Annotated in this window: 6 protein-coding genes and 1 pseudogene; 6 read left to right on the plus strand and 1 reads right to left on the minus strand. The window is 61.8% G+C overall.

The features are described from left to right. A pseudogene (locus tag NKI61_RS32035) lies at positions 1-213 on the minus strand (hypothetical protein); the annotation flags it as partial. A 431-nt stretch (positions 214-644) separates the two neighbouring features. On the opposite strand from NKI61_RS32035, the gene NKI61_RS32040 reads away from it, so the two are divergent. The 6 genes from NKI61_RS32040 to rimO all read left to right on the plus strand — a co-directional run bounded on the left by NKI61_RS32040 (position 645) and on the right by rimO (position 6119). Next, the gene (locus NKI61_RS32040; protein WP_023696117.1) at positions 645-1034 is read left to right on the plus strand and encodes a sugar 3,4-ketoisomerase; all 390 of its coding nucleotides are present in this window, start codon (positions 645-647) and stop codon (positions 1032-1034) included. A gap of 64 nt (positions 1035-1098) precedes the next feature. Further along, on the plus strand, positions 1099-2298 hold the full coding sequence (locus NKI61_RS32045) for an FAD-dependent oxidoreductase (RefSeq protein ID WP_352842320.1): 1200 nt from the start codon (positions 1099-1101) through the stop codon (positions 2296-2298). Beyond that, a complete protein-coding gene (locus NKI61_RS32050) occupies positions 2299-3225 on the plus strand; it encodes a glycosyltransferase family 2 protein (protein ID WP_352842321.1) in 927 nt (308 codons plus the stop codon). Positions 3226-3335: 110 nt separating this feature from the next. Next, positions 3336-3743: a DUF930 domain-containing protein gene (locus tag NKI61_RS32055; protein ID WP_032894508.1), complete on the plus strand. Its 408-nt coding sequence runs from the start codon at positions 3336-3338 to the stop codon at positions 3741-3743. A 262-nt stretch (positions 3744-4005) separates the two neighbouring features. Then, complete coding sequence (locus NKI61_RS32060; protein ID WP_023668959.1) at positions 4006-4665, plus strand: TerC family protein; 660 nt, start codon at positions 4006-4008, stop codon at positions 4663-4665. 140 nt (positions 4666-4805) lie between these two features. Then, the gene (gene rimO, locus NKI61_RS32065) at positions 4806-6119 is read left to right on the plus strand and encodes a 30S ribosomal protein S12 methylthiotransferase RimO (RefSeq protein ID WP_023691314.1); all 1314 of its coding nucleotides are present in this window, start codon (positions 4806-4808) and stop codon (positions 6117-6119) included. Positions 6120-6232: the final 113 nt, after the last annotated feature.

A 6232-nucleotide genomic window follows, 5' to 3' on the forward strand; every position in this document is an offset into this window, starting at 1 on the left:
GCCCTTGGCGGATGCCGACTTGCCGAGCGAACCGCCGCCTCCGCCATTGCCGCCAGCATTACCGTTTCCTCCGCTATTGCCACTGCCATTGCCGTTACCGTTACCATTGCCATGGCCGTTACCATGGCCGTTGCCACCAGCAGCAGCCAGGGCCGGCGACACCAGAAGCGAGAACACAGCAAATGCAGCAAAAAGGGTCTTTCGGGATGTCATAACTACCTCCGAGATTGCCACCGCCACTAACCGCTATAGCGGGCAACATGAGGAATCGCTAACACAAAGGGTAAACTTGGATATAGCTGTGCTTTCATTGCGAGAACGAAGCGGCCGGCCGGCGAAACGCCAACCAGCATAACTCTTTGAAATTGCTGAAGTAGATCACCCTCGTTGGGACCGGCCGGCCTTCCGAACTCAAAGGTCCTAGACCGCTCGGACCAAGGTCTTAAGCCGTGGTTTCGGCCGCGACTCAGAAGTCGTGACGGCGCGGCGACCTTCGGTAGTCGGCACCGTATCGGCCTGAGGCCGAGCTCGACATCGATCCGCTGCTGTGTCCCAAAACACCGCCTAAGTGGTTGTATTCTCTGTCTTTTGATATAAGCGCTAGTCTGAGGTAAATTTCGACCGGCATCTGGCGGGCTTACGTTATGCAGCATCGAACGTTCTTTGGCGGCAAGGTCACCGAGATCCCCACTTCGTTACATTGCGATCCCAGGGGAATGCTGACCGCTATCGAGTTCAGCGGTTACAATTTCCAGGCCGTGCGGGCGTTCGTCGTCACCGCGCCGCGCGGCACGTCGCGGGGCGGACATGCACACGGCTCGGGCCGGCAATTGATGATGCAGCTGTCGGGCGAGATCGGCATCGAATTTCGCTATCAGGAACAGATCGAACGGCTGACGCTCACCGCATCGAACCGCGCGGTGCTGGTCGATGCCCCGGTGTGGGCGCTGCAGACCTATGAAGGCGAGAACCCGTCTTTGCTGGTTTTCTGCGATACCGAATACGACCCTGAAAACTACGTATCGAACCCCTGATGACACTCATCGGGAAAGGAGAGGCCGCGATGCGCGCCAGGACATGACAGCGCCTCGCGGCAGAATGGCTATTCTCGGCGCCGGCATCATGGGCGCCAGCCTCGCTCTCATGATGGCCCGCAGAGGCTACGCGGTGTCCCTCTTCGACAAGGAGAGCGAGCCGATGGCCTGCGCCAGCCGTTGGAACGAGGGCAAGATTCACCTCGGCTATCTCTACGGGAACGATCCCTCGCTGCTGACCGCCCGGCATCTGCTTTCGGGAGGACTGTGTTTCGGCAGGCTTGTTTCCGAGCTGATCGGAAGCAATCTGGAAGCGCACACGACCTTTTCGGAAGACCTTTATCTGGTCCATCGCAACTCGATCGTCGCTGCCGAGGCGCTGGGGGCGATCTTTGAACGTGTGGATGTATTGGTGCGCAGCCACGCTGACGCCACCAGCTACCTTGCCGACGTATCGGCGGCGCGATCGAATCGGCTTTCCAAAACTGAATTGGCCGATGTCACCAACTCGGACCAGATCGTCGGGGGCTTCCAGGTGCCGGAGCGATCCGTCAACACGCGATGGGTTGCCGACCGGCTTTGCGCGGCGCTTCGGGGTGAACCCAATATCAGCTTGCGGATGGCGTCCAAAGTCCTGTCGGCACAGCCGGTGGACGGAATTGACGGGAAATGGCGCGTGGCGGTCGCAAGCGAAAAAAGTGAGGCGTTCGACATCGTCGTCAATTGCCTTTGGGAGGGGCGGCTGGCTGTCGACCGCACGGCCGGCATCGAGCCGGTTCCCGGATGGTCGCACCGCTACAGGCTTTGCCTGTTCGGCCGCACCAGCCAGCCTGTCGATGTGCCGTGCGCGGTCGTCGCCCTTGGCCCGTTCGGCGACATAAAAAACTATGACGGGCGCAACTTCTATCTCTCCTGGTACCCGAGCGGGTTGCTTGCGGAGAGTGGCGAATTGTCGATCGAAACGCCACAAGCGCTCGATGCCGACGCACGACAGCGGTTCATCGGCGACGTTCGCGCCACGCTCACTCGGTTGGTGCCCGTTGTTTCCAGCATGTTCGACGATGCCGAGGAGCTTGAGGTACGCGGCGGCTTCGTGTTTGCGCAAGGGCGTGGTTCGCTCGGCGACCCGAAAGCCACGATCCATCGCCGCGACCAATTCGGGGTCAACCGCCTGGGCAACTACATCTCGGTCGACACAGGTAAATATTCGACGGCGCCGTGGCTTGCCGACAGGCTGGCGCGGCAAATCTGCGGGATCGACTGAATGGGTGAGACAGAACAGGGCGGCGCGAAGCAGGTAGCGCAGAAACAAGTCGAGCTTCGATCCGGCTGGCGGCCGAAGGTCACGGCGCTGGTGCCATGCTACAATTCGGCGGCATTCATTTCGCGTACGCTGGACAGCCTCGCCGCGCAGACCTGGGACAATATCGAGATCCTGGTCGGCGAGGACAATTCGACCGACGCGACATTCGAGATCGTTTCGGCCTTCGCCGGCGGCCGCGACGATGTCCGCATCCTGCGTCGGGACAAAAACCTGGGATGGCTGAAGAATTCCAACGATCTGATGGCCAATGCCAGCGGCGAATTGATGTTCTTTGCCTTCCATGACGACGTCATCGATCCAAACTATATCGAGGCGCTGGTGCGGGCGCTCGATGCCAATCCCGAGGCCGTACTGTCGTTCAGCGATGTCGAAGTGATCGAAGTCAGAGGCGAAAGTGCCACGTGGAAGTTCGACCTGCTGGAGGGCTTGCAGGACGGTTTTGCGCGTGGCCGGGTGATGGCGCGCCAGCCGCATGGATGGTGGGTCCCCAACCGTGGGGTATTCAGGGCCTGGGCGTTCCACCGCAGCGGCGGGATCAAGCCCAACAGCCAAGGCGAATTCAGCGCCGACTGGACCTGGCTTCTGCATCTGTCGCTGCTCGGCGGCTTTGTCCGCGTGCCGCAAGTGCTCTGCCACAAATACTATCGGGCGGGCAGCATCAGCCGGCGCTGGGAACGCAACAGCACCCAACGAAGGGCATTGAGGGCGGCGGGGATAAGGGAGGTCTGGCACAGCGAGGCCGGCCTTACACAGAGAACCTTCCTCGCTGCCTATATCGCCTTGCGGCCGTGGCGTTGGCTGCCGCGATCGCGAGAAGCGGAAAGACGGCGAAACAGGCAATCGGTGCATGGCAGCCCGGACAAATAAGAATGGCGCCGGCGACGTGTCAAAGCGGCTGCGCCTGCCCGGCCAACGGCGATTTCCTGGCACATCCGGCTGCCCCAAAATGGCACTCCGGTTGATTTTTCACGCGAGATATGGTCGTTCTCCCGCCCATGAAAAAACTATTCCTTGCGGCGCTGGCTTCGGTGACGCTGGCTTTACCCGCCCACGCGATGGACGCCGCCCTGCGCGCCGGCCTGCTGAAACTCGACCCGGAGACCCGGCTGGAGCAGAGATGCGACGCCGAAGTGCTCGACCGCATCAGCCATGACGACCACAAGTACAAGGCCGACCGCGTCGTCGCCTACGCCTTCGCGACGCCGGAAATGAAAGCCGATGCCATCCGCAGCCCGGGCGCTGCCTTCCGCAGCAAGGGACAGTGGTACCGGCTGAAGTTCAAATGCGAGACGGCGCCGGACCATATGGAGGTCCTGCAGTTCCGTTACCGCATCGGCGACGAGATTCCGGAAGCCGACTGGGCGAAGTACAATCTCTACGACTGAATTCGCTGCGACCAGAATTCTCCCTGGCAGAACGATCTTCCCTATTCCCGTGGCTTTCAGCGTCGGCCGTTAGAGCGGTTCAGCTTTTTATGGAGCAGCTGACCCACTCTAACTCTTTGTTTTTGCATAATTCCGGACGGAAAACCGCTACGGACTTTTCCTGGAATTGCGCCGGCAGTCTCTTGACGCGCGGGAACCATACACGTTAGGGCGTCGGCATATCCGACGACGAACACGCCGATACAGCAAGGGGCTCCGGTCGATGGACATTTTCAGCGCTGCAAGCATGACGGCCCTCCTCCAGGTCATCGCCATCGATCTGGTGCTTGCCGGCGACAATGCCATCGTCATCGGCCTTGCCGCCGCCGGCCTGCCGGTCGAGCAGCGCAAGAAAGCCATCCTGATCGGCGTGTTGGCAGCGACGGTGCTGCGCATCCTGTTTGCCGCCGTCACCGTCAAGCTTCTTGCCATTGTCGGCCTGCTGCTGGCCGGCGGCATCCTTTTGTTGTGGGTGTGCTGGAAGATGTGGCGCGAGCTGCGGACGTCGCATGCCGACGAGTTCGAGGCGACCGAGGCGCTGTCCGATTCCGACCTCAACAGCGACAGAACGGTGGGTGGCAAGGCGCCGCGCAAGACGCTCGGCCAGGCGGCCCTGCAGATCGTCGTCGCCGATGTTTCGATGTCGCTGGACAATGTGCTGGCGGTCGCCGGTGCGGCGCGCGATCATTTTCCGGTGCTTGTCATAGGCCTGGTGCTGTCGATCGCCTTGATGGGCTTGGCCGCGAGCTTCATTGCCAAGCTGCTGCATCGCCACCGCTGGATCGCCTATGTCGGCTTGCTGATCATTCTCTACGTCGCGATCGATATGGTCTATCGCGGCGTTGTCGAGGTCTGGCCGCATGTCAGTCCTGTGGTGAGCTGACGCTGCCGGTCCCACAGCTTCTGTAGCAGCATGGGTATCTGCCGGAGGCAGTGGTCGCGTTCGCCGCAGCCGCTGCCCATACCAATGCCGCAATAAGTGTGGTACTGGCCGCCGATCCCGAAAAACCCGGATGTTTTCTCATGTCTGCGCCTCGCGTCAGTTTCGTCAGCCTTGGATGCCCGAAGGCGCTTGTGGATTCCGAGCGCATCATCACGCGCCTGCGCGCCGAAGGCTATGAGATCGCACGCAAGCATGACGGCGCCGACCTTGTCGTCGTCAACACCTGCGGCTTTCTCGACTCAGCCCGCGACGAATCGCTCAACGCCATTGGTTCGGCGCTTTCGGAAAACGGCCGGGTGATCGTCACCGGCTGCCTCGGCGCCGAGCCGGACGTCATCCGAGAGAAGCACCCCAACGTCCTCGCCATCACCGGCCCGCAGGCCTATGAGAGCGTGATGGCCGCGGTGCATGAGGCGGCGCCGCCCAGCCACGATCCCTATATCGACCTTCTGCCGCCGCAAGGCGTCAAGCTGACGCCGCGCCACTACGCCTATCTCAAGATTTCCGAAGGCTGCAACAACCGCTGCACCTTCTGCATCATTCCCGCACTGCGCGGCGACCTCGTCTCGCGCCCGGCGGCCGATGTGCTGCGCGAGGCCGAGAAGCTGGCCAAGGCCGGGGTCAAGGAATTGCTGGTCATCTCGCAGGACACCAGCGCCTACGGCATCGACATCAAGTACCAGACGTCGATGTTCGGCGACCGCGAAGTGCGGGCGAAATTCCTCGACCTGTCGGAGGAGCTGGGCAAGCTCGGCATCTGGGTACGCATGCACTATGTCTACCCCTACCCGCATGTCGCCGATGTCATCCCGCTGATGGCGGATGGAAAAATCCTTCCCTATCTGGACATCCCCTTCCAGCACGCCTCGCCGCAGGTGCTGAAGAACATGCGCCGTCCAGCCCATGGCGAAAAGACGCTGGAGCGCATTCGCGGCTGGCGCGAGGTGTGCCCGGATCTGGCGATACGCTCGACATTCATCGTCGGTTTCCCCGGCGAGACCGACGAGGATTTCGAGATGCTGCTCGACTGGCTGGACGAGGCCAGGATCGATCGCGCCGGCTGCTTTAAATACGAGCCGGTCCGCGGCGCCCGCTCCAACGATCTCGGCCTCGAACAGGTGCCGCAGGAGATCAAGGAAGCGCGCTGGCATCGCTTCATGCAGCGCCAGCAGAAGATCTCGGCGACGCAGCTGGCCAAGAAGGTCGGCAAGCGCCTGCCGGTGCTGATCGACGAGGCGCATGGCACGTCTGCCAAGGGCCGGACAAAATACGACGCGCCCGAGATCGACGGTTCGGTGCATATCCAGTCGCGCCGCCCGCTGCGCCAAGGCGACATCGTCACGGTCAAGATCGACCGCGCCGACGCCTACGACCTTTACGGCTCGGCGGTTTAGAAAATTACCAAAAAGGGCGCCTCCCGGCGCCCTCGGATTTTTGGCACAGCCCTCGGCGCGGTTTCGCGGTCGAAGCGTGCAGTCCGCGAAATGAAAAGGGGCGCCGCGCGGCG

The organism is Mesorhizobium sp. M0514, from assembly GCF_040321145.1.
Lineage (GTDB): Bacteria > Pseudomonadota > Alphaproteobacteria > Rhizobiales > Rhizobiaceae > Mesorhizobium.